Below are 20,931 nucleotides of genomic sequence, written 5' to 3'. Positions count from 1 at the left end.
CAGTATGTGGTTCAGTGCCCTATCGAAAGCAGGCGGATTGTTGGTGATCAGCGCCGTGCTGGTGGCTTGCACCTTGGTGGATTTGGATGAAAACGGCAAGCCGATCCTGCCGGTTGATCCCAATGCGGTAGTCAGTGACTACAACCAACCACCAGACAAAGTCGCCGCCACCATTTGGGTGAGCAAAGTGATGCCATTCGCCAACAGTAATGCCGTCAGTTGGCAACAGGTTAAACAGCAGCAAAGTCAGCCAGTACCAGGAAAGAATAGCCAAAGTCGTTTTGTGCGTTTTAGTGGCAAAGTGGTGGCGGTAGAAACAGAAGGGCGGGAAGGGGTGATGAGAGTCGCAGTCGATGGTGATGAGCAAGTGCTGCAATTGGGGCCGATCGTCAAAGGCAATGCTATCCGTGATGCCTCAACCTTTATTCGCTTCGAAGATTTTAAGAACCAAGTGCAGTACGCCCAGCTCTCTAAGGCATTAAGTAAACGTGCGCTACAGGATGTAGCAAAACCTGATGCCAGTTGGGTCGGGCAACAAGTCGAGGTCTTGGCCGCCGTGACATTAACGCCGACCAGCCTGAGTAATGCGGTGCCACTCAGTTTGAATAAGGAGAGCCACTAATGGACCACAGACCTGACATCGTCATGCGCGCTGAGGACATTTCCATGCGTTTTCCTGGCACGTTGGCGTTAGATGCCGTCAGTTACAATGTTTATCGCGGCAAAGTGAATGTGATTATTGGTGAAAATGGTGCTGGAAAATCAACACTAATGAAGATTTTGGCCGGTGTGCAGCAGCAAACCTCTGGGCAAATCTATCTGAATCAGCAGCCGGTAACCATTGCCAATACTCGCGAGGCAGCAGCGCTCGGTATCGGCATGGTGCATCAGGAGCTAAACCTGTCAGAAAATCTCAATGTCGCGGAAAATATTTTTCTGGGACGCGAGATCCAGCAAGGTTTGAAACCTATTAATCAGGCTGCGCAGGAGTTGATTGCAGAGCAACTGATGGCGCGCCTTGATCAGGCCATTTCACCGAAAGAGATGGTCTCAAATCTCAAAGTCGGTCAGCAGCAGTTAATTGAAATTGCCAAGGCATTGGCAGAACAGGCGGACATTCTGATTCTCGATGAGCCGACTTCAGCACTGAGCAAAACGGAAGTCGATATTCTGTTTCGGGTGATTCGTGAGCTGACTCGACAGGGGGTTTCCATCGTCTACATTTCCCATCGGCTGGAAGAGTTGATGGCGATTGGTGACTACATCACCATCCTGCGTGATGGGCGTTTTCAAGCAGAAGCCGCGGTCAAAGACATTGATGTGCCGTGGATTGTGCGGGAAATGTTGGGCAGTGATCCGGTCTCTAGCTTCCTCCACCCCGACCGGACTTGCGGTGCACCAATGATGGAAGTGGATAACGTCACTTTAATCAATGAATCCGGTAATACCGTAGTGAATCAGGTTTCGCTGGCAGTTCGAGCGGGTGAAATCGTCGGTATTTATGGCTTGATGGGGGCGGGGCGCACCGAGTTGTTTGAATGTCTGCTCGGCACTCAGCAAAACTATCTCGGCACGATTCGGCTTAATGGTACGGCGATTAATGCCAAAACCTCGACGGCGGAGCGCATCCGTCTTGGCATGAGTCTGGTGCCGGAAGACCGTAAAAAAACCGGCATTTTCCCTGCTTCCTCGGTGGCTAACAATCTGACCATTGCCAGCTTATGGCGTCGGCTGAAACATCGCTTCGCCATCTGGCAGGAGAGTGAGTCACAGGTGGTGGCATCGGTTATTGGCGACTTGTCGATCAAAGTCTCTTCGCCGGAAGTGGAAATTCAGGCACTCAGTGGTGGCAATCAGCAAAAAGTGGTGATTGGCCGCTCATTACTGACTAGCCCGAACATTTTACTGCTGGATGAGCCGACTCGGGGTATTGACGTCGGCGCAAAAGCTGATGTGTTTGAAATGATGGTGAAACTCTCTGAACAGGGAATTGGCATTCTATTTTCCACCTCAGATCTGAAAGAAATCATGGCGGTATCAGACCGCATTCTGGTGATGTCGAACGGCAAACTGACGGCGAATGTTTCTCGTCAGTTGGCCAGTGAATCGGCATTGGTTACGGCAAGCGCACAAGGGTTTGAATGATGAAAGCAACAACTGGCACTGCGTTGGCGAGTCACCAGCCCGGTGGAGCGTCGTGGTCACGGGAAAACATGCTGCTGCTTCTGCTAAAGATGCGCACTTTTATTGCCCTGTTCCTGATTCTTGGCTTCTTCTCGGTGATGGTTCCGGGGTTTCTGGCGACCGGTAGCCTGATCATTATGGTGAAGCATATCGCGATTAATGCTTTCCTCGCCTTAGGCATCACTTTTGTCATTATCACCGCCGGTATTGACCTGTCTATCGGGGCCACCTTGGGGCTGTGCGGCATGATTGCTGGCTGGATGATTACCCAAGGTATTGTTTTACCGATGTTTGGTATTGCCATCTTCCCAAGTGTTTGGGTGGTGGTGCCGGTGGTATTGGTTATCGGGGCGCTGATTGGTGCGGTCAATGGCTGGATAATTACCCGCTATAACGTCGCGCCTTTCATCTGCACCCTCGGCACCATGTATGTGGTGCGCGGCGCGGCAATGCTGATTTCCGGTGGTGAGACTTTCCCTGGCTTACAAGGGAATCCGCAACTGGGGAATACCGGCTTTGATCTGTTGGGCTCAGGCACGTTGCTAGGCTTGCCGATTGCTATCTGGATCATGTTCATTCTGGCATTAGTCATTGCCTATGTTGCACGCCGCCTGCCTTTTGGTCGCCATGTCTATGCCATCGGTGATAACGAACGCGCTGCCGAACTTTCTGGCGTTAAAGTGCGGCAGGTCAAAGTGTGGGTGTACACCATATCCGGCTTCTGTGCGGCGATTGCCGGGATCATTGTTTCTGCTCAACTGGTGGCGAGCCATCCGGCAAATGGCAGTGGCTTTGAGATGAATGCCATTGCCGCCGTGGTGCTCGGCGGGACTTCGCTGGCCGGAGGCCGCGGTACCATTCTGGGAACACTGATTGGTGCATTTGTTATCGGCATTCTGGCTGATGGGTTGGTCATGATGGGGGTTAGCGAATTTTGGCAAATGGTTATCAAAGGGATCGTGATTATTGTGGCCGTCATTATCGACCAGATGCAAAACCGGATGCAGCACAAGGCCGCCATCGTCTCGCAAAAGTCTGGCGTGGTGGCGCAAGTCGGCAAGAGCGAGCAGGTATAAAACGCTGATAACGGCGACAGGAGCAGTCACCGTCTCCTGACCACAGAACACGAAAGATGTCATGCCGGAGGACAACTTCCGGACAGGCTTGATGAAAGCTATTTTTTAGCGCCATCAGGAATAAATATTCCGAAGTGAGTAAAAATTCACTGACGGATGAAAATTAAAGAGAGGTAATGTCATGAATCCGTATTCACTGTCAGTCGATGAGCTGGTGAAAAAGGCACGGGCTATCCGTCGCCGGATCGTCCTGCTCAATGCGAACAGCCCTGCTGGGGGGCACACCGGTGCTGATCTTTCGCAAGTAGAGATTCTGACTGCACTCTATTTCCGCATCCTTAATTGTGCTCCCGAACGGCTTACCGATCCTGAACGCGATATCTATGTGCAATCGAAGGGACACGCCGTGGGCGGTTATTACTGCTGTCTGGCGGAGGCGGGATATTTCCCTGAAGAATGGTTGGCAACTTACCAGCACGCTAACTCACATCTGCCGGGCCATCCGGTCAAACATAAAACACCAGGGATTGAATTAAATACCGGTGCTTTGGGCCACGGTTTACCTGTCGCAGTGGGGATCGCATTGGCGGCAAAACGCGCGAATAGCCAGCGGCGGGTATTTGTTTTAACCGGTGATGGTGAGTTGGCTGAAGGTAGTAATTGGGAAGCCGCGTTAGTGGCCGCTCACTATCAGCTAGATAACCTCATCATCATTAACGACAAAAATAAACTCCAGCTGGCAGGCACCACCAAATCGATTATGAATACCGATCCGCTGGCAGATAAATGGCAGGCATTCGGTCTGCAAGTTACGGAATGTCAGGGTAATAACATGCAATCGGTGGTGGAAACTCTCGAAGCTTTACAACCGAAAGGTAAGCCCCATGTGGTGATTGCCAACACCGAAAAAGGTGCCGGAATCTCCTTTATTCAAGGGCGCGTGGAGTGGCATCACCGGGTGCCGAAAGGCGCTGAAATTGATCTGGCACTGGAGGAATTGAGCGATGAGTAATGCAGAACATTTGGCCGCAGTGATGGTCGAGCAGTTTATTAAAGCCGTCGACAGCGGCGTGGATCTGGTGCCTGTGGTGGCTGACTCAACCTCGACAGCGAAAATCGGGCCTTTTATGGCGCGTTTCCCTGACCGGGTGGTTAACGTCGGTATTGCCGAGCAAGCCATGGTGGGCACCGCGGTGGGGTTATCCATGGGGGGCAAAGTGGCGGTGACCTGCAATGCTGCGCCATTCCTGATTTCCCGCTCCAATGAGCAGCTTAAAATTGATGTTTGCTACAACAACAGCAATGTAAAACTGTTTGGCCTTAACTCAGGTGCCAGCTATGGGCCGCTGGCGAGCACTCATCACTGTATTGATGATATCGCTATCTTACGTGGTTTTGGCAATATTGAAATTTATGCGCCATCTGACCCACAAGAGTGCCGCCAGATAATCGATTATGCCCTCCAGCATGTTGGGCCGGTCTATATCCGTCTGGACGGTAAATCATTGCCGCCACTGCATGATGAACATTACCAGTTCACCCCCGGCCAAATTGATGTTTTGCAACAAGGTCAGGATATTACTCTGGTAGCTATGGGTTCTACAGTGCATGAGGCTGTTAGTGCAGCAGCCATGCTGGCAGACAACAATGTTTCTGCTGCGGTGGTCAATGTTTCTTCTATTCGCCCGTGTGATACTCAGCAACTGTTAGCTATCCTCCAAAACAGCCAGCGGGTGATTACCATCGAAGAGCACAATATTAATGGCGGAGTGGGCAGTCTGGTGGCTGAGGTGTTGGCCGAAGCGGGGAGCGGCATTCCCTTGGTTAGATTGGGAATTCCAGACGGAAGTTATGCCATTGCTGCCGATAGGGCGGATATGCGTGCCTATCATGGTTTTGATGCAGCAGGCATTGTGGCTCGCGCTTTGCGGTTTTGCCGGGGGGAGTAACTATGCCGCTGAGTAGAAAGACAGAATCGCCGAGCCGACAAGCGATGCCGATTATTTTAGCGATTGATGAAGGCACCACTAATGCTAAGGCCATAGCGGTCGACACGGCTGGGCAGATTCGGGCCAAAGCTGCGGTTCCCTTATTGCTAGAGCACCCGCGTCCCGGCTGGGCGGAGCAGGACCCACTGGCTATCTGGCAAGCTGTTTCGTTGGCCATTGAAGGCTGCCTGAGCCAACTGGCTGGCGCCAGAATTGCGGGTGTCGCAATCAGTAACCAGCGCGAATCAGTGCTTATTTGGGAGCGCGAAACCGGGAAGCCACTCACCCCAGTGGTGAGCTGGCAGTGTCGGCGCTCAGAGGTTTTCTGTCAGGCACTGAGCCAGTTACCCGAAGCGGCAATGGTCGCGGAGCGCACTGGGTTACAGATTGACCCTTTGTTCCCGGCAGCCAAGGTCCATGGCATGCTGGCGGACATCCCACAAGGTGTGGAGCGTGCAGCCCACGGCGAGCTCTGTGTTGGCACCATCGATTGTTGGCTGACCTGGCAACTCAGTGGCGGGCAAAGTTTCTCTACCGACTTTTCCAATGCCGCCCGTACTCAACTATTTAATATCCATTCAGGCCAGTGGGACCCTGACCTGTTGGCGTTATTTGGCATCCCCAGCCTCTGTTTACCCGCGGTTTTACCCTCAGCGGCTATCCACGGACATACCGGAAATACTGGCATTATCGGTCTGAGCCAAGGTGTGCCGATAGTGGCACAAATTGGTGATTCACATGCCGCGCTCTATGGGCAGGGCGGTGACCGCGCCGGTGAAATCAAAGCCACTTATGGTACCGGCTCCTCTCTGATGACCACCGTGAAACAACCCAGCGCGCAGAGCAATGGGCTGAGCACCACCATTGCCTGGCATGATGGCGAGTTGCGTTATGCCCTCGAAGGCAATATCACCCATACCGGCTCTGGGGTAGCGTGGGTTTCGCGCATGTTGGGGATCACTGACTTAGCGCTTCTGACCGAAATGGCACAAAGCCAATCGGGTAATCAAGGGGTCTATTTTGTCCCGGCATTATCAGGACTGGGCGCACCTTATTGGGACAGTCAGGCGCGCGGTCTATTTTGTGGTCTGACCGATGCTACCACCCCGGCAGTATTGGCCCGCGCCGGGTTGGAGTCTGTCGCCTATCAAATCGCGGATGTCTTTTTTGCTATGGAGCAAGCCGGTCATCACCGCCTCGAACAGTTACGTGTTGATGGCGGCGCTACCAGCAACCGCTGGCTGATGCAGTTTCAGGCCGATTTACTTCAGCGCACCTTGATACGCAACCACACCGCAGAAGTGTCAGCACTGGGGGCGGCTTATTTAGGCGGGAAAACCCTTGGCTGGTGGCAGGATAGCCAGCAACTGGCGGCCCTCCCCCGTGAAGTGGAATACATCGAACCGCGCGCTCAAAGCGCGGAGATGCAAGATAACTATTGCCTCTGGCAATCGGCCATCGCGCGCGCGCGTTTCCAGCCGAAATAACCCACACTAGGAGTATGCATATGTCAGCAATACCTCGTAAGTTAACTTTTGCGGTGATTATCGGCAACCGGGGGTTCTTCCCAAGCTATCTCGTGGCAGACGCGCGCCGTGATGCACAGGCACTGTTCGATCGCCTGGGAATTAACACTATTATGCTCAATGAGGAGCAGACCCCATTGGGTGGGGTAGAAAACTGGCGCGATGCTAAAGTGTGTGCCGAGTTATTCCGTAAGCATAGCGAAGAGATCCACGGCGTGGTGGTCATTCTGCCCAATTTTGGTGACGAAAAAAGTGTCTCTGATGCTATCCGTCTCTCTGGCCTTAAAGTGCCTGTGTTGGTACAAGCAGAAGAAGATGCATTGGATAAAATGGGGCTGGCGACACGTCGTGACAGCTTCTGCGGCAAAATATCACTGTGCAATAACCTGCGCCAATACGGCATTCCATTCACATTGACGAAACAGCATGTTTGTAGCTTAAACAGTGAAATCTTTAGCCGTGATGTCGAACAGTTTGTGCAGCTATGCCGCGTGGTTCATGCCATGAAACGGGTGCGGGTTGGCGCTATCGGTGCCCGTCCGACTAACTTCAATACTGTACGTTACAGTGAGAAGCTATTGGAGAATTTGGGGATTACGGTTGAAACCCTCGATTTATCCGAGGTGTTTTTCCGGGTTGCCAATCTCAGTGATAACGACATCCGGGTCGGTGAAAAACTGGCACTGTTAAAAGCCAATGGCGATACCAGCGCTATCCCACAAGATAAATTGCACAAAATGGCAAAATTGTTTGTGGTTATCAGTGAATGGATTATTGCCAATGATATTGATACTACGGCCATGCAGTGCTGGACCTCATTGCAACAGAATCTGGGCATTAACGTCTGTTCCATCATGAGTGTGATGTCAGGGCAATTGATGCCAAGTGCCTGCGAAGTGGATGTCATGGGGGCATTGTCGATGTATGCGCTGGCGAGTTGCTCTCTGGCTCCGGCCTCTATTGCTGACTGGAACAATAACTTTGGCGCTGAGCGTGATAAATGCGTGCTATTCCATTGCGGTAACTTTGCCAGTGAAAGTCTGGAAAGTTCAACCATGGGTACCGCTGATATTATCGGCACAACCGTGGGCTGTGAGAATACATGCGGTGCCGTTCATGGTCGGATGAAGTCCGGGCCTTTGACCTATTTCCGGCTATCTTCCGATGATTTTACCGGCCAGGTACGGGCTTATGTTGGCGAAGGGCGCTCTGTGAGTGACGAATTAGACACCGTGGGGTGCCGTGCGGTGGTTGAAGTGCCACAGTTGGAAAGTTTACTGACTCATATCTGCAATAATGGTTTCGAGCACCATGTGGCGATGAACCATTCAGCAACAGCTCAAGTGCTGCAAGAAGCATTCAGTAAATATCTGGGTGTTGATTGCTACTGGCATGCAAAGTAAGAGCGTTCGCGTTTAGATAGACAATAAATCCGCACCACGGAGGGTGCGTTTAATCGCATAATTATATGACTAGCCATATAGTTATATAGCTACAGCAATGTCTCGGCGGTTAATCTGTCGGTAATCAATACATCAATATAGCTGCCATTCAGCGCGCCGCGGATGGCGGCACTTTTACCTATCCCGCCCGCCAGTGCCACGACCCGTGGACAGGCCCGCAATTGCGGTAATGACATACCAATCACCGGATCTTCTTCGTCACTGAGTACCGCGTTACCCGCGGCATCAAAGTAATGCAGACATAAATCACCTACGGCACCGCGCTCTGCCAGCAATTTCAGCATCTCTTCGTGGTAATAGTTACCGGAGTTTTTCAACAATTGTGAAGGCTCCAGATCGCCAATACCGACGAGTGCCAGATCCACTTCAGAAAATTTATTCACTACTTCCGCGACTTCGCCGCTGGAGATTAAGCGGGCACGATCTTCTGTTGAGCGCTCAATACTTTGTGCTGGCAGTAAATAAGCCGGGCAATTTAAAATATCTGCCAATGATTGAGTTAACAATGTGGCCTGCACATTACCGTTGGGGCCAACTCCGCCCAATAATTGGATAACACCGCTGGTTTTGATGTTAAGGGGGTGAAGATTATCAACCATCGCCCGGATGGTACTGCTCCACGAAGAGATACCCACCATATCATTTGGACGAATACTGGTTTGCATGTAGTGCGCTGCCGCGGAGCCAATAGCTTGTTTTATCTGTGTTGGGTTGGCGTCATCGGCAATATCTACCACTATGGCCTGGTCGATACCATAGTGTTTTTGAATGCGTGATTCGATGCCAATAAACATGTTAGCGGGCTGGATGACACTGATTTTAACCACGCCTTCTTTGACGCAGCGAGTTATCGCACGGGATACAAAAGACTGAGATAAATGCAGGCTGTCAGCAATCTCAGATTGCTTCATCCCTTCGGTGTAATACAGCGTGGCGATTTTCACCAGCAACCGTTGCTCATCTTGTCTCGACATGGTTCCATCCCGCTAATTACTTGATGCTGGTATTTTTATTCAAAGCCGAATAAATAACAAGCAGTACCGAATTGACACTCAGCGCTACTGCTCTTTAGGATGACTTTCTGAGGCATTTTCCTCGGGTTCATTTTCTCCTTCCGGTTGATCTGGCGGCGGCATAATGTCGTGGATTAATTGCTCATCAAAACTTGGATTTAACGCCGGAGAGAGTGGGGAGCTGACCAAGCTGTCGGGTATTGCCATATGTGGCACTGGGGCATCGTTAACAAATTCATCTTGATCCTGTTTCACGGTTCGGCTGAATGCTATCAGGCTTAAACCACAGAGTGAGAAGAACGCGTACAGAATGTTACCGCCGAGAGGCGCAATTAGCGCACCGACAGCCAGTGGCCCGATACTGGCCCCCACCCCAAATGACATCAATAAACACGCCGCGAGTGAGACTCGTCGTTCTGGCGCAATCAGATCATTGGCCAGTGCTACGACCAAGGGATAAAGCGTGAACTGCAACATACTGACGACAAAACCTAAACCCAGTAAAAAATGGAACGAAATATGGGGCACCAAGGCTAGGGGCAGTGCAGTTAGTGCCAGTAATAAAGCATTAATTCGTATTAATAACGTACGGTTATAGCGGTCTGACAACCAACTTAGCGGTAGCTGAGCAACCAAACCGGCAAAAATAGATAGCGCCATGAACAGGCCAGTTTCTTGGGTAGAAAGCGACTGCAGACTGGCATAGACCGGTGCAAGGCCATAAAACGAGCCGACAATCATGCCGATAACCAATGTCGATGCCAGTATTTTGGGAATCGAGCTGATAAAGAATTTCAGCTCCATGGGGGCAGGGGACATCTGTTGGGCATTACTGCGAGTGGTCAGTGCGACAGGCACCAAACAAAGGGCAAAAAATAGAGCGATAATCATCAATGTGCTTAAACCCAATTCGGGCTGAAGCATTAATACCACTTGGCCCAATGCCATGCCGGCATAGGTCGCTGCCATATAGAAACCAAACACCGTGCCGCGCTGATTAGACTCCGCCTGATCATTGAGCCAACTTTCTAACACCATAAACTGGCACATCATGCAGAGGCCAATAATCAAGCGCAGAACCACCCACGCAGGGATATATTCAGTAAGGCCATGACTTAACACTGCGGCGGTAATAATACCGGCACAGGCCACATAAGCCCGGATATGGCCTACCCGTGCAATCAGGAAGTGGCCGACCTTGCCTCCGATCACCAAACCAATATAGTTTGCGGCGATGATTGCCCCGATTAATGCCCCAGAGACATGGATAGCCGTGAGACGTAGCGAGATATAGGTCGTTAATAAACCTGAGCCTAATAGCATCAACACGGTGGCGCTATAAAGGGGGAAGAAGGCGTTAAGAATTTTTTTCACTGTCACGTCCTTAGTTCATCATTCCGGATAAATTACCGGAATTGCAGATGTCGCCAGCCGCATCCTCTTTATTTTGATACTAACAGCTGAGTTCCTGAGGTAAAGCTTTGTACAGAAAAGTGCTTTTTTTCATTGCACCCTGCGAAGCGTTTCGCATAACTGAGCACGGTTGCCGCTACAGCCGAAAGAAGTGCTACTATCGGCGACAGAAAATCTCAGTTGAGTCGGGGGAACAATGCACGAGAAACAATTACGCCAACTCAGTATTGCAGTCGGCAATAAGCTAAAGGAACGCGGAGCTTGGGTGACTTGTGCTGAATCTTGCACTGGTGGCTGGGTTGCCAAGGCACTGACTGATATTGCAGGCAGCTCAGCTTATTTTGATCGCGGCTTTGTGACTTACAGCAATGCCGCAAAACATGATTTACTGGGTGTGCAAGAAAGCACGCTGGAAAGTTATGGCGCAGTGAGTGAAACCGTTGTGCAAGAAATGGCACATGGCGCATTGCGGGAAGCCAATGCGGATTTTGCGATATCAATCAGTGGTATTGCTGGGCCAGACGGCGGTAGCGCAGAGAAACCGGTAGGTACGGTATGGTTTGCTGTTGCAACAGGTGAAGGACAGATTGTGGCCCGTAAACAGCTTTTTCACGGCGACCGTGATGCTGTGCGGCTGCAAGCAACTGTTTTCGCACTACAAACACTATTAGATGATTTTCTGTAAAAATAGGCTTGATACTGTATGATTGTACAGTATAATTAGCGGTAATTTCCTGCACAAAACAACATTCAGTGGTGATGACAGGGGTAACCCGGCATACCAGAGAGGGAGTAAAAATGGCTATTGATGAGAATAAACAAAAGGCGTTAGCAGCAGCACTGGGCCAAATTGAAAAACAATTCGGTAAAGGCTCTATCATGCGCCTTGGCGAAGACCGCTCAATGGATGTTGAAACCATCTCTACAGGTTCTCTTTCTCTTGATATCGCATTGGGGGCGGGTGGCCTGCCAATGGGGCGTATTGTTGAGATTTATGGCCCTGAATCATCAGGTAAAACAACGCTGACTTTACAAGTTATCGCCGCTGCACAGCGTGCAGGTAAAACTTGTGCGTTCATTGATGCCGAACATGCTCTTGATCCAATTTATGCCAAAAAATTAGGTGTAGATATTGATAACCTGCTGTGTTCCCAGCCAGATACCGGTGAACAAGCACTGGAAATCTGTGATGCACTGACTCGCTCTGGCGCAGTAGATGTCATCATTGTTGACTCCGTGGCAGCATTGACACCAAAAGCTGAAATTGAAGGTGAAATTGGTGACTCTCATATGGGCCTTGCGGCACGTATGATGAGCCAGGCTATGCGTAAGTTGGCCGGTAACCTGAAGAATGCGAATACCTTGTTAATCTTCATTAACCAGATTCGTATGAAAATTGGCGTTATGTTTGGTAACCCTGAGACAACCACTGGCGGTAACGCACTTAAATTTTATGCCTCTGTACGTTTAGATATTCGTCGTATTGGTGCAGTAAAAGAAGGTGATGTGGTTGTGGGTAGTGAGACGCGCGTTAAAGTTGTAAAAAACAAAATTGCAGCGCCATTCAAGCAAGCTGAATTCCAGATCCTGTACGGTGAAGGTATCAATATAAACGGCGAGCTTGTTGATTTGGGCGTTAAGCACAAGCTGATTGAAAAAGCAGGTGCATGGTATAGCTATAACGGTGACAAAATTGGTCAGGGTAAAGCGAATGCCAGTAACTACTTAAAAGAAAACCCAGCAGTAGCTGCTGAGTTAGATAAAAAATTGCGTGAAATGCTGCTCAATGGCGGAAATGGCGAACAAGCTGTTACCACTGCAGCATTTGCCGATGAAACTGATGAAACCAGCGAAGAGTTTTAATTCGTAAAGTTTTGATCGAGTTTGCACGGTAAACCATTAATAAACGGCTCACTTAGTGGGCCGTTTTAGTAACTGACAGAAAGTGCCGTTAACACCGCTGCAACTTTGAGTAATAAGGGTATTACCCAAAGTAATTGGAGTTACAGCAAGGCAGCAAACGAATGAATCCCGATGGGCTGACATTGGTCAATGATTCGGGTGAAAGAGTGTAGCTAACACCGCTGCAACTTTGAGTAATAAGGGTATTACCCAAAGTAATTGGAGTTACAGCAAGGCAGCAAACGAATGAATCCCGATGGGCTGACATTGGTCAATGATTCGGGTGAAAGAGTGTAGCTAACCCCGCTGCAACTTTGAGTAATAAGGGTATTACCCAAAGTAATTGGAGTTACAGCAAGGCAGCAAACGAATGAATCCCGATGAGCTGACATTGGTCAGTGATTCGGGTGAAAGAGTGTAGCTAACACCGCTGCAACTTCAAGTAAGAAGGGTAATTATGAATGACTTACTGAGCCGGGCCATGAGACTCCTCTCTCAACGCGATCATAGTGAATCTGAACTGCGTCGTAAACTTGCAGCACAGCCATTTTCGGTAAAAGGTCATTGGGGAAAGCGTGCAGTTAGTGGCAGTGAGGAGCCCGCCGAGGATATCGATCCAAAAGTTATCGAACAGGTTATTGCCTATTGCTATCAACATAATTGGCTGGATGATTCCCGCTTTGCTACCAGCTACATTAATAGCCGCAGTCGCAAAGGATATGGTGCACAACGCATTCGCTCTGAATTGATGCAAAAAGATGTCGATAAAGAACTCATTCAAGCCGCTTTTGAAATTAGTGAAATTGACTGGAGTTTGCTCGCAAAAGAGGTCGCGCAGCGTAAATTTAGTGAAATTTTACCTGTTGAATGGAAAGAAAAGGCCAAGGTTCAGCGATATCTTCTCTATCGTGGCTTTTTCCAGGAAGAAATTCAGTCTATTTTCAGTAATTTTGACGAATGAATGCACGCGGGATTTTACTTCCCTTCGAAGAAAATTTATCTTAGTCCCACTTTTTGTTCGTGAGCTTACCCATTGTGTTGTCAGTTATAGGCACCCGATTTGCTCACGGGCTATTCTTTTAGCTTGTTTCCGGGACAATTATGAGCAAGAGCACCGCTGAGATTCGTCAAGCGTTTCTCGATTTCTTCCATAGCAAGGGACATCAGGTTGTATCAAGCAGCTCTTTGGTCCCTAATAATGACCCTACGCTGTTGTTTACCAATGCCGGGATGAACCAGTTTAAGGATGTTTTCTTAGGTTTGGATAAACGGGCTTATTCCCGTGCGACGACCTCTCAGCGCTGTGTGCGAGCAGGTGGTAAGCATAATGACCTTGAAAATGTAGGTTATACCGCGCGTCATCATACTTTCTTCGAAATGTTGGGTAACTTCAGTTTCGGCGATTACTTCAAACATGACGCCATCAATTTCGCTTGGGAGTTATTAACCGGCGAACAGTGGTTTAATCTACCGAAAGAAAAACTTTGGGTAACTGTTTACGAAACTGATGACGAGGCCTACGAAATTTGGGCCAACGAAGTTGGGGTACCGCGTGAGCGTATCATCCGTATTGGTGATAACAAAGGTGCCGCTTTTGCATCAGATAACTTCTGGCAAATGGGTGATACCGGCCCTTGTGGCCCATGTACAGAGATTTTCTTTGACCATGGCGACCATATCTGGGGTGGGCCTCCTGGCTCCGCAGAAGAAGACGGTGATCGCTATATTGAGATCTGGAATATCGTCTTCATGCAGTTTAACCGCCAGTCTGATGGCACTATGCTGCCATTACCTAAGCCGTCAGTTGATACGGGCATGGGGCTTGAGCGTATTGCTGCAGTATTACAGCATGTTAACTCGAACTACGAGATTGACCTGTTCCGCAATTTGATTAGTGCAGTAGCCGATGTCACGGGTGCGACTGACCTTTCCAGTAAGTCGCTGCGTGTTATTGCTGACCATATCCGCGCCTGTGCTTTCCTTATTTCTGATGGCGTAATTCCGTCGAATGAAAACCGTGGTTATGTTCTACGCCGTATCATTCGTCGTGCTATTCGTCACGGTAATATGCTGGGTGCCAAAGAGACTTTCTTCTACAAGTTAGTTGCCCCACTCATTGCAGTTATGGGCTCTGCTGCTGATGAATTGAAGCAACAGCAGGCGATGGTAGAGCAGGTTCTGAAAACTGAAGAAGAGCAGTTTGCCCGCACATTAGAGCGTGGTTTAGCGCTGTTGGATGAAGAACTGGGCAAATTGACGGGTGATACCCTTGATGGCGAGACCGCTTTCCGCTTGTATGACACCTATGGCTTCCCTATCGATTTAACCGCAGATGTTTGCCGTGAGCGCAATCTGAAAGTGGATGAAGCTGGTTTTGAGCAAGCAATGGAAGCTCAGCGCCGCCGTGCTCGTGAATCCAGTGGCTTTGGCGCAGATTATAACAACCTGATCCGAGTTGATAGTGCGAGCCAGTTCTCTGGTTATGACCATGTTCATCAGCAAGCAACAGTGACTGCATTGTTCCGCAATGGCGAAGCTGTAGATGAAATTCATGAAGGTGAAGAAGCGGTTGTTGTCCTGAACCAAACACCATTCTATGGTGAGTCTGGTGGTCAAGTTGGCGATAAGGGTGAGTTAAAAAATGCGACGGCAACTTTTGCTGTGGCAGACACCCAAAAATATGGCCAGGCAATCGGGCATTTAGGGCAATTAACTCACGGAACGTTGCGCGTTAACCACAGCATTGATGCACAGGTTGATGTCGCACGACGTAACCGTATTCGCCTGAACCACTCTGCAACTCATTTACTGCATGCGGCATTGCGTAAAACTCTGGGCGAACATGTCGCTCAGAAAGGCTCGCTAGTCAATGATAAATACCTGCGTTTTGACTTCTCTCATTTTGAAGCAATGAAGCCAGAGCAGATTCGTTTGGTCGAAGATATCGTCAACGAGCAGATTCGCCGTAATATGCCAGTCCAGACTGAAGTTATGGAGTTGGAAGCGGCAAAAGAAAAAGGCGCGATGGCTCTGTTTGGTGAGAAATATGACGATCAGGTACGAGTCTTGACCATGGGTGATTTCTCAACCGAACTGTGTGGCGGTATTCACGCCAACCGTACGGGTGATATTGGTCTGTTCCGCATCTTGTCAGAGTCAGGTACTGCAGCTGGTATTCGCCGTATTGAAGCGGTAACCGGTGAAGGGGCTATTGCGCTGCTGCATCAGCAAAGCGACTTGCTGGCAGATGTCGCTCATCTGGTGAAAGGCGATACTAATAATCTGGCTGATAAAGTACGTGCAGTACTGGATCGTAGTAAAATGCTTGAGCGTGAACTCCAGCAATTGAAAGATCAGCAAGCTGCTCAGGAAAGTGCCTCATTGTCATCCAATGCAAAATTGGTCAAAGGGGTGAAACTTTTAGTTAGTCAGTTGGATAATGTTGAACCAAAAATGCTGCGTACTATGGTTGATGATCTTAAAAATCAGCTGGGGTCCGCTATTATTGTGCTGGCAACAACAGCCGATGATAAGGTCAGTTTGATTGTTGGGGTGACCAAAGACCTCACAAGCAAAGTAAAAGCAGGCGAGTTGATCGCTGATATTGCTCAACAGGTTGGCGGTAAAGGCGGTGGGCGCCCTGATATGGCCCAAGCTGGCGGTTCTGATGTGCAGGCACTGCCATCAGCATTGGCAAGTGTTGAGGCATGGGTAGAATCCCGTTTATAAGTAAACAATGACCTATTAAATCAATACGCCATATCTCTCTGCTGGGTATGGCGTTTTTCAATTTTCCTGTCATAGTTCAAAAACAAAGTTAAACGCAAAGTTGTTTGCTTCAGCTAAACTTGTATTAGTTAGAGACTTGACCAAGCTACTTACATTTTATGTGAATGTGATAGCTTACGTTTTCACGGTGTATGATGGATAATGGCGGGGAAACTGAGAGACCCGACTCTTTTAATTTTTCAAGGAGCAAAGAATGCTTATTCTGACTCGTCGAGTTGGTGAAACACTCATGATTGGCGATGAGGTTACGGTTACTGTATTAGGGGTTAAAGGCAACCAAGTTCGAATTGGTGTAAATGCTCCGAAAGAGGTTTCTGTTCACCGTGAAGAAATCTACCAGCGTATCCAAGCAGAAAAGTCTCAACCGACGACTTACTGATTTTGAAGAAGCGTCTCGTGTTACGCGAGGCGCTACTGCTGTCTATTCCCCTTCAATTCTGCTACTTATCCATTTTTTACGTTCTTATTCTTGTCATAATTTTCTGTTTACGGCCCATTTAACGGAGCGGTCAGGATAATTTCTTTTTTCCCTCTCTTCGATTACACCGTAATAATCACTATCTTGCCTGTTGATAAAACACTCTTTTTGGCGTCAAACTGGTCATGTTGTGCGTGAATTGTGCAAATGAACGTGAGTTAGGAAAAATTGTTTGACTTATAAGTGCGGGAAAGTAATATGTGCGCCACGCAGTGCCGATGAGCTTCTTCAAAAGCAAGTTAGGCACAATTCGCAAGAAGCGTATGGTGAGGTGGCCGAGAGGCTGAAGGCGCTCCCCTGCTAAGGGAGTATACGGTCAAAAGCTGTATCGAGGGTTCGAATCCCTCCCTCACCGCCATTTACTATGCACCCATAGCTCAGCTGGATAGAGTACTCGGCTACGAACCGAGCGGTCGGAAGTTCGAATCTTCCTGGGTGCACCATATTAAGAAACCTCGCTATGGCGGGGTTTTCTGCTTTCTGGCCTCATGGCACCTAGCCACTAGTCAAATTAAGCCTTTTAGCCCCGCCATCTGTTATTAACTTCCCAACTTATTGATTTTTACTATGCAAAATAGCGTAATAATCTATTGATAATAATTATTTATTGATTAAATTCAATTAGTTATGCAGTTAGCGACAATTTGATTAGTTTGCGATAAAGTAGCTTTTCATTTTCTCCCTGGTCGTGGAGTCACGATGTACGATCGCTATGAAGGCCTGATCTTTGATATGGATGGCACCATCCTAGACACGGAGTCGACTCACCGTCAGGCATGGCGTCAGGTGCTAACCCCTTATGGTATGCAGTTTGACGAGCAAGCTATGGTGGCTCTGAATGGTTCGCCAACGTGGCAAATTGCCCGCGTAATCATTGAAAATCACCAATCAGACCTCGATCCGCATTTATTGGCTGCTGAGAAAACTGCATTGGTGAAAACGATGCTGTTGGACAATGTGAAGCCTCTGCCGCTCATAGACGTGGTTAAAGCCTATCATGGTCGTAAACCTATGGCTGTAGGGACAGGAAGCGAGCACGCCATGGCAGAGATGCTTTTAGGTCACCTTGGTTTACTCGGCTACTTTGATGCTATTGTTGGTGCCGATGATGTCACCAAACATAAGCCAGAGCCTGAGACATTCTTACGTTGTGCACAATTACTCGGTGTTAATCCCGATAAATGCGTGGTCTTTGAAGATGCTGATTTTGGTGTTGAGGCTGCGAAAAGGGCAAATATGGCAATAGTTGATGTGCGCTTACTGTGAGTAGTACGCTAGCTATTGCTTCACTATTTGGGAGTAGTTTCCTCAGCGCGACACTCTTACCCGGAAATTCTGAAATTCTGTTAGTCACCCTATTAACGGCAGATAGTGCGCCGGCAATGATGCTGGTGTTGTCTGCCACCATCGGAAATACTCTGGGGGGGCTAACAAATGTTGTTATAGGCCGTTTATTACCGGAACTAAAACCACAGCGTGGGTTGAGCACAGCTCTTGGCTGGCTTCAGCGTTTTGGTCCGGCAGCTCTGTTATTGAGCTGGTTACCGGTGGTAGGCGATTTGATGTGTGTGTTGGCAGGCTGGCTGCGTATGCCTTGGGGTCTTGTGGCTTTTTTCCTATGTTTGGGAAAAGCATTGCGTTATATCGTGTTAACGGTAATTACGTTGCAAGGAATTGCCTGGTGGCAGTAAAGAGTGTGACAAACTTACGTAGTCACATCTATGCAGTTTCAGTATGCTGATGAGTTATGGTTTTCAAGAGCGGGAGGTCGATTTGATCCCGGATGTATCACACGCGCTAACTTGGTTGGAAGCGCATCCAAAAGCCCTGAAAGGGATCCGTCGCGGTATCGAGCGGGAAACATTGAGAGTCACTGCCGATGGCCAACTCGCCTCGACGGGCCACCCAGAATCACTGGGTGCAGCACTGACACATCAATGGATTACCACCGACTTTGCCGAGGCATTGCTGGAATTCATTACACCAGTAGATGGCGATATCGATCATCTGCTGACTTTTTTACGTGATATTCACCGCTATACCGCACGTAAACTGGGTGATGAGCGTATGTGGCCGCTTAGCATGCCTTGTTTTATCGGCGCTGAGCAGGATATCGAACTGGCTAAATATGGATCTTCAAATATTGGCCGATTCAAAACACTCTACCGTGAGGGATTAAAAAACCGCTACGGTGCGCTGATGCAAACTATTTCCGGTGTGCACTATAACTTCTCTTTGCCTCTGGAGTTTTGGCAGGCATGGGCAGGTGTTACCGATGAGAAAAGCGGTAAGGAAGAGATTTCCGCAGGGTATTTTCGCCTGATCCGCAATTACTACCGCTTCGGCTGGGTAATTCCTTATCTATTTGGTGCTTCACCAGCCATTTGCTCATCATTCCTGCAAGGGCGTGAGACGGCATTACCGTTTGAGCGCAATGACAAAGGAATGTGTTATTTGCCATATGCCACCTCATTGCGCCTGAGTGACTTGGGTTATACCAATAAATCACAAAGCAATTTGGGCATTACGTTTAATGACCTGCACACCTATGTTGCTGCTCTGAAACGCGCCATTCAAACGCCATCAGAAGAATATGCCGCATTGGGGCTCAAAGATGGTGACCGTCATCTGCAATTGAATACCAATGTGCTGCAGATTGAAAATGAACTGTATGCACCAATTCGCCCTAAACGGGTTACCCGTGCTGGCGAGTCGCCGTCTGATGCTTTGTTACGTGGCGGCATTGAGTATATCGAAGTGCGCTCGCTGGATATCAATCCATTCTCTCCAATTGGGGTTGATGCAGTACAAGCTCGTTTCCTTGATCTATTCTTAATCTGGTGTGTATTGGCGGATGCGCCTGAAATGAGCAGTGATGAATTACTGTGCACCCGTAAGAACTGGAATCGGGTCATTTTGGAAGGGCGTAAACCGGGCCAGACTATCGGTATGGGTTGCAACGATACTCGTGAGCCGTTGGAAAAGGTCGGTAAAGACCTGTTTGCCGACTTACGCCGCGTTGCAGAAGTGCTGGATGGTAAAGATAGCACGGAGTATCAACAGGTCTGTGACGAGCTTGTCGCGTCCTTTGATGACCCGAGTTTGACGTTCTCTGCGCGTATTTTGCAAGCGATGAAAGAAGGTGGTATTGGTGGTGTGGGTCTTGAGTTAGCGGAACGCTACCGAGAAATGCTGCAAAGTGAACCACTGGAATTACTGACAGAAGAGCAATTATCTGCAGAAGGTGCAGCATCATGGGTACGTCAACGTGAGCTGGAACTCAAAGATAAGCTAAGCTTTGAAGAGTATTTGGCGCTTCACGGCGGCCAATAAAAAGAAAAGGCCACATTGCTGTGGCCAAATTAACATCTCTGTTAACAGGGATGATGATAACAAATGCGCGTCTTTCACATATTAAGACGCGCAGGAAATAAAAAAGTTTCACGAGTTGCGAAAAAAGATCGAATAAAAATTATTTTTTTTATGAGGAGGTGACTAAATGCCATTATTGGATAGTTTTACCGTAGACCATACCATCATGAAAGCACCCGCTGTACGCGTTGCTAAGACGATGAAAACCCCTCATGGTGACGAGATAACTGTATTTGATTTGCGCTTCTGTGTGCCAAATAAAGAAGTGATGCCAGAGCGTGGGATTCATACATTGGAGCACCTGTTTGCTGGTTTCATGCGTAATCATCTCAATGGCAATGGTGTTGAGATTATCGATATCTCGCCAATGGGATGCCGCACCGGCTTCTATATGAGCTTGATCGGTACGCCTGATGAACAACGGGTCGCTGATGCCTGGAAAGCGGCGATGGCTGATGTGCTGAAAGTGACAGATCAGCGGAAAATTCCTGAGCTTAATGAATATCAGTGCGGCACTTATCATATGCACTCATTGGAAGAAGCGCAGGAAATTGCCAAAAGTATTATTGACCGCGGTGTGCGTATCAACCACAACGAAGAACTGGCGTTGCCGAAAGAAAAACTGACTGAATTGCATATCTAGCTTTTAGTTGCTGTGTTTTTGAGTAGATAAACGCAAAAAGACGCTGATAAGGCGTCTTTTTTATTTGCTACAGAGCACTGGAAT

18 protein-coding genes and 2 tRNA genes are annotated in these 20,931 nt (G+C 48.8%); 18 read left to right on the top strand and 2 right to left on the bottom strand.

Annotated elements, in window-relative coordinates; genetic code table 11:
* Positions 1-4 precede the first annotated feature (4 nt).
* From FTA96_RS19350 to FTA96_RS19320, 7 genes are all read left to right on the top strand, one after another.
* Positions 5-622 carry a DUF2291 family protein gene (locus FTA96_RS19350; RefSeq protein ID WP_145574626.1) on the top strand — a complete coding sequence of 206 codons (618 nt, stop codon included), beginning with the start codon at positions 5-7 and terminating at the stop codon, positions 620-622.
* Positions 622-2,145 (top strand): sugar ABC transporter ATP-binding protein, encoded by a 1,524-nt coding sequence (locus tag FTA96_RS19345; protein ID WP_050133092.1) that lies wholly within the window; start codon positions 622-624, stop codon positions 2,143-2,145. The genes FTA96_RS19350 and FTA96_RS19345 overlap by 1 nt, the downstream gene beginning before the upstream one ends.
* Positions 2,145-3,260 carry an ABC transporter permease gene (locus tag FTA96_RS19340; protein ID WP_391592634.1) on the top strand — a complete coding sequence of 372 codons (1,116 nt, stop codon included), beginning with the start codon at positions 2,145-2,147 and terminating at the stop codon, positions 3,258-3,260. Before FTA96_RS19345 ends, FTA96_RS19340 begins: the two co-directional genes overlap by 1 nt.
* A gap of 181 nt (positions 3,261-3,441) precedes the next feature.
* Positions 3,442-4,272, top strand: coding sequence for a transketolase (locus FTA96_RS19335; protein WP_145541741.1), 831 nt, complete (start codon positions 3,442-3,444; stop codon positions 4,270-4,272).
* Positions 4,265-5,209: a transketolase family protein gene (locus FTA96_RS19330; RefSeq protein WP_050150181.1), complete on the top strand. Its 945-nt coding sequence runs from the start codon at positions 4,265-4,267 to the stop codon at positions 5,207-5,209. Before FTA96_RS19335 ends, FTA96_RS19330 begins: the two co-directional genes overlap by 8 nt.
* Positions 5,210-5,253: 44 nt before the next feature.
* Positions 5,254-6,735 (top strand): FGGY family carbohydrate kinase, encoded by a 1,482-nt coding sequence (locus tag FTA96_RS19325; RefSeq protein WP_072077406.1) that lies wholly within the window; start codon positions 5,254-5,256, stop codon positions 6,733-6,735.
* 20 nt (positions 6,736-6,755) lie between these two features.
* The gene (locus FTA96_RS19320; RefSeq protein ID WP_050100194.1) at positions 6,756-8,177 is read left to right on the top strand and encodes an L-fucose/L-arabinose isomerase family protein; all 1,422 of its coding nucleotides are present in this window, start codon (positions 6,756-6,758) and stop codon (positions 8,175-8,177) included.
* A gap of 89 nt (positions 8,178-8,266) precedes the next feature.
* Here FTA96_RS19320 and FTA96_RS19315 read toward each other — a convergent pair whose 3' ends face one another.
* Positions 8,267-9,211: a sugar-binding transcriptional regulator gene (locus tag FTA96_RS19315; protein WP_145507450.1), complete on the bottom strand. Its 945-nt coding sequence runs from the start codon at positions 9,209-9,211 to the stop codon at positions 8,267-8,269.
* A gap of 84 nt (positions 9,212-9,295) precedes the next feature.
* The gene (locus FTA96_RS19310; protein WP_050121431.1) at positions 9,296-10,624 is read right to left on the bottom strand and encodes an MFS transporter; all 1,329 of its coding nucleotides are present in this window, start codon (positions 10,622-10,624) and stop codon (positions 9,296-9,298) included.
* Between the two features lie 235 nt (positions 10,625-10,859).
* Here FTA96_RS19310 and pncC point away from each other — a divergent pair, with 235 nt between their 5' ends.
* From pncC to luxS, 11 genes are all read left to right on the top strand, one after another.
* On the top strand, positions 10,860-11,348 hold the full coding sequence (gene pncC, locus FTA96_RS19305; protein ID WP_145507449.1) for a nicotinamide-nucleotide amidase: 489 nt from the start codon (positions 10,860-10,862) through the stop codon (positions 11,346-11,348).
* A gap of 113 nt (positions 11,349-11,461) precedes the next feature.
* Positions 11,462-12,526 (top strand): recombinase RecA, encoded by a 1,065-nt coding sequence (recA, locus tag FTA96_RS19300; RefSeq protein WP_032910054.1) that lies wholly within the window; start codon positions 11,462-11,464, stop codon positions 12,524-12,526.
* Positions 12,527-13,022: 496 nt separating this feature from the next.
* Complete coding sequence (recX, locus tag FTA96_RS19295) at positions 13,023-13,526, top strand: recombination regulator RecX (RefSeq protein WP_145574619.1); 504 nt, start codon at positions 13,023-13,025, stop codon at positions 13,524-13,526.
* 140 nt (positions 13,527-13,666) lie between these two features.
* Entirely contained in the window at positions 13,667-16,294 is a 2,628-nt protein-coding gene (gene alaS / locus FTA96_RS19290; protein WP_050106382.1) for an alanine--tRNA ligase, read from the top strand.
* Positions 16,295-16,547: 253 nt separating this feature from the next.
* On the top strand, positions 16,548-16,733 hold the full coding sequence (gene csrA / locus FTA96_RS19285; RefSeq protein ID WP_002209449.1) for a carbon storage regulator CsrA: 186 nt from the start codon (positions 16,548-16,550) through the stop codon (positions 16,731-16,733).
* A gap of 364 nt (positions 16,734-17,097) precedes the next feature.
* Positions 17,098-17,190: transfer RNA gene (locus FTA96_RS19280), tRNA-Ser, on the top strand.
* Between the two features lie 8 nt (positions 17,191-17,198).
* Positions 17,199-17,275 (top strand) — tRNA-Arg (locus FTA96_RS19275).
* 256 nt (positions 17,276-17,531) lie between these two features.
* On the top strand, positions 17,532-18,098 hold the full coding sequence (yqaB, locus tag FTA96_RS19270) for a fructose-1-phosphate/6-phosphogluconate phosphatase (RefSeq protein WP_050147619.1): 567 nt from the start codon (positions 17,532-17,534) through the stop codon (positions 18,096-18,098).
* Complete coding sequence (locus FTA96_RS19265) at positions 18,095-18,523, top strand: YqaA family protein (RefSeq protein WP_145574616.1); 429 nt, start codon at positions 18,095-18,097, stop codon at positions 18,521-18,523. The genes yqaB and FTA96_RS19265 overlap by 4 nt, the downstream gene beginning before the upstream one ends.
* A gap of 43 nt (positions 18,524-18,566) precedes the next feature.
* Positions 18,567-20,165 (top strand): glutamate--cysteine ligase, encoded by a 1,599-nt coding sequence (gene gshA, locus FTA96_RS19260; RefSeq protein WP_172665606.1) that lies wholly within the window; start codon positions 18,567-18,569, stop codon positions 20,163-20,165.
* A gap of 166 nt (positions 20,166-20,331) precedes the next feature.
* The gene (gene luxS, locus FTA96_RS19255) at positions 20,332-20,847 is read left to right on the top strand and encodes an S-ribosylhomocysteine lyase (RefSeq protein ID WP_050106379.1); all 516 of its coding nucleotides are present in this window, start codon (positions 20,332-20,334) and stop codon (positions 20,845-20,847) included.
* Positions 20,848-20,931 lie beyond the last annotated feature (84 nt).

This window comes from Yersinia alsatica (genome assembly GCF_902170305.1).
GTDB classification, from domain to species: domain Bacteria; phylum Pseudomonadota; class Gammaproteobacteria; order Enterobacterales; family Enterobacteriaceae; genus Yersinia; species Yersinia alsatica.
The sequence above is the reverse complement of the archived record's forward strand: the minus strand, read 5'-3'. Positions and strand labels throughout refer to the sequence as shown.

What these genes read in the sequence shown, in the direction of transcription:
- yqaB (WP_050147619.1), top strand. Translation starts at nt 17,532, where the DNA reads ATGTACGATCGCTATGAAGGCCTGATCTTTGATATGGATGGCACCATC.
- luxS (WP_050106379.1), top strand. Translation starts at nt 20,332, where the DNA reads ATGCCATTATTGGATAGTTTTACCGTAGACCATACCATCATGAAAGCA.
- FTA96_RS19320 (WP_050100194.1), top strand. Translation starts at nt 6,756, where the DNA reads ATGTCAGCAATACCTCGTAAGTTAACTTTTGCGGTGATTATCGGCAAC.
- FTA96_RS19345 (WP_050133092.1), top strand. Translation starts at nt 622, where the DNA reads ATGGACCACAGACCTGACATCGTCATGCGCGCTGAGGACATTTCCATG.
- gshA (WP_172665606.1), top strand. Translation starts at nt 18,567, where the DNA reads ATGCTGATGAGTTATGGTTTTCAAGAGCGGGAGGTCGATTTGATCCCG.
- pncC (WP_145507449.1), top strand. Translation starts at nt 10,860, where the DNA reads ATGCACGAGAAACAATTACGCCAACTCAGTATTGCAGTCGGCAATAAG.
- FTA96_RS19315 (WP_145507450.1), bottom strand. Translation starts at nt 9,211, where the DNA reads ATGTCGAGACAAGATGAGCAACGGTTGCTGGTGAAAATCGCCACGCTG.
- FTA96_RS19325 (WP_072077406.1), top strand. Translation starts at nt 5,254, where the DNA reads ATGCCGATTATTTTAGCGATTGATGAAGGCACCACTAATGCTAAGGCC.
- FTA96_RS19335 (WP_145541741.1), top strand. Translation starts at nt 3,442, where the DNA reads ATGAATCCGTATTCACTGTCAGTCGATGAGCTGGTGAAAAAGGCACGG.
- recX (WP_145574619.1), top strand. Translation starts at nt 13,023, where the DNA reads ATGAATGACTTACTGAGCCGGGCCATGAGACTCCTCTCTCAACGCGAT.
- csrA (WP_002209449.1), top strand. Translation starts at nt 16,548, where the DNA reads ATGCTTATTCTGACTCGTCGAGTTGGTGAAACACTCATGATTGGCGAT.
- FTA96_RS19330 (WP_050150181.1), top strand. Translation starts at nt 4,265, where the DNA reads ATGAGTAATGCAGAACATTTGGCCGCAGTGATGGTCGAGCAGTTTATT.
- FTA96_RS19340 (WP_391592634.1), top strand. Translation starts at nt 2,145, where the DNA reads ATGAAAGCAACAACTGGCACTGCGTTGGCGAGTCACCAGCCCGGTGGA.
- recA (WP_032910054.1), top strand. Translation starts at nt 11,462, where the DNA reads ATGGCTATTGATGAGAATAAACAAAAGGCGTTAGCAGCAGCACTGGGC.
- alaS (WP_050106382.1), top strand. Translation starts at nt 13,667, where the DNA reads ATGAGCAAGAGCACCGCTGAGATTCGTCAAGCGTTTCTCGATTTCTTC.
- FTA96_RS19350 (WP_145574626.1), top strand. Translation starts at nt 5, where the DNA reads ATGTGGTTCAGTGCCCTATCGAAAGCAGGCGGATTGTTGGTGATCAGC.